The organism is Pseudothermotoga sp., assembly GCF_031962025.1.
Lineage (GTDB): Bacteria > Thermotogota > Thermotogae > Thermotogales > DSM-5069 > Pseudothermotoga_B.
Genome location: NZ_JAVRKW010000025.1, coordinates 1 through 2,291, shown reverse-complemented (window position 1 = coordinate 2,291; position 2,291 = coordinate 1). Strand labels below are relative to the sequence as shown.

At 42.7% G+C, this 2,291-nt stretch carries 3 protein-coding genes; all 3 read right to left on the bottom strand.

The annotated features are described in order from the left end of the window. Positions 1-451 (bottom strand): MurR/RpiR family transcriptional regulator (locus AC4E92_RS09810; RefSeq protein WP_490240415.1); only part of this gene is annotated, 451 nt, incomplete at its 3' end. Positions 452-455: 4 nt separating this feature from the next. Beyond that, positions 456-1,340, bottom strand: coding sequence for an ABC transporter permease (locus AC4E92_RS09805; protein WP_490240414.1), 885 nt, complete (start codon positions 1,338-1,340; stop codon positions 456-458). Beyond that, positions 1,337-2,291: ABC transporter permease (locus tag AC4E92_RS09800; protein WP_490240413.1), on the bottom strand; the 955-nt coding region annotated here is incomplete at its 5' end. The genes AC4E92_RS09805 and AC4E92_RS09800, both read right to left, overlap by 4 nt.

The window sequence follows — 2,291 nt, the reverse complement described above, 5'->3', positions numbered from 1 at the left end:
CCTTCAGTTTCAAAAACAGATCCTTGCCCGCAACACCATCGAATCCATAAGCGAGAATTTCTATCACTTTGCTTTTTAGAATCGTTTCCGCCGCATTTTTTATTTGATCTTCACTCACAAGCTGAATCGATTCTTTCAATTCTGAAAAGACGAACCCGAAAAAGTCCCTGGTTATCTGACTTATTCTGGATGGATCCGGTCTCATAGTCTGGAGCAAATTTATTTCCTGAGCGATAGCGATCTTAAGGTTTCTAAATCCCGAAAAGCCCAGTTTTTTGCACAAATCAACGATTGTAGAAGGAGAAACGTTGCACAAACGGGCAAGTTCGGTGATGTTCATCTGCAAAATCTTTTCTGGTTGTTCTATGATGAGCTTTGCTATTCTTGCGTGTGATTCACTCAGGGCTGGTAATAAATCTTTCATACTCTGAAAGACACTCACGACGCTCATACTCTTACCCCGCTTTGTCCTTTCTGGAATAAGCATACAGCACTATGGTTACGGTCGTAAAGATATATGGAATAGTCATCAAAAGCTCGGCTGGAATTTTTGAAAAAAGCTGTAGAAAATTGGAAAGAAAGCTGAACAATCCAAAGATCAAACAAGCCAGAACGACCATGAAAACACTTTCACCACCGACTATGACGGCAACGAGCGCAATCCATCCACGATTGTTACTCATACCAGACACGAAAGATCTCATGGGTAATGATAAAACCGCACCTGCAAGAGCGGAAAAAACACCGCTCAGAAAAAAACTTATGACTATCATTCTATGTACATCTATGCCAAGATCTTTTGCGATATTCGCATTTTTCCCAGCAGCCCTGATCTGATATCCCAGAGTGGTCTTGTGGATCAGTATATAGCAGACAAAGATCAACAAAAAGGTCACATATTCCAAAAGATTGTAACCGCTCAAAATCTTACCGATAAAAGGAAGATCACCGATGACTGGCAGGTTTATTTTATCCAGAGTCGGCATATTTTTCGACACAACCGTACCCTTTGAACCAAAAAGAAGCACCATGAGAAGACTGACCAGCCCGCTTGCAAACAGATTGACCGCCAATCCCGCAACGAAGATATTCGCTTTTAGTTTCCCGGCAAGGACGAGTAAAACTGCATAAATACAGCAAATTCCAATGGATACCAGAATGGATATCAGCAGGCTCGCTGTTTTATCCGCAACGTATACGGCTATGAATGCCGATGTGAGCATCATGCCTTCGATGGCTATATTCAACTGCCCCACTAAATGTGTGAACATCGCACCCAGAGCGGCGAGAATTATTGGAACAGACGAGCTGATCGCTGAATGGATAAAATCGGCTATCATGATCCTGTAACCTTCTTTCTGATCAAAAAATCCACCAGTGATTCAGCGGTGATCAGATAGAATATTGTGGATTGAACGATTTTTGAAATTTCCGGTGTGATATCTGACATGATTGAACTGACCTGTGCTCCTATCTCAAGATACGAAAAAAGCAATGCAGATGGTATGACAAAGATCGGGTTATTCCTTGCAATCAGCGCAACGGCTATGCCGTTAAAGCCATAACCAAATGAAAAACCTTTCACCATACGCCCGTGTACACCAAGAACATCTACGATTCCACCAAGACCAGCCATTCCACCGCTCAAAAACAGCGTCAAAAGCCATATCTTCCAAACCTTAATTCCACCATAACTGGCAAAGTCATGGCTTGAGCCGGTCACTTTTACCTGATATCCAAAGGTTGAAAACCGCATGATAAGATAAATTGCAACAGCCAATGCAACTGCTATGAAAATACCGGTGTGAAGATCTGAAGGTGGCAATATCTTTGAGAACATCATGGAGCTGTTGATGTATTTTGACGCTGAAAGACCAGCCAGAGGGTCTCTCAGTGGACCGTTCAAGAAATAATCTGTGACATGAATCAAAGCCTGTCCTATCAGAAACGAAGATAAAAGTTCATCCACTTTGAAAAAAACCTTCAAAAGACCGCAGAAAAATCCTATCAATCCACCAGTGACAAAAGCCGTCAGCAAAGCCGTTACGATGTTTGCTCCTGTGAAGTAGAGTGCCACATAGGTCGCACACAGTGTAGCAAAATACAGTTGACCATCGAGCCCAAGATTGAAAGTGGCTGATGAAAAAGCGATCAGTGCACCAAGCCCGGTCAGGATAAGTGGTATCGAACCGCTCAGCATATTGCCAAAAAAATAGATGTTGCTCACAGGACCAAGGTAGAACCATCTGATCGCCGTCAGCGGGTTTTTGCTCGTGAGTATGATTATCGTT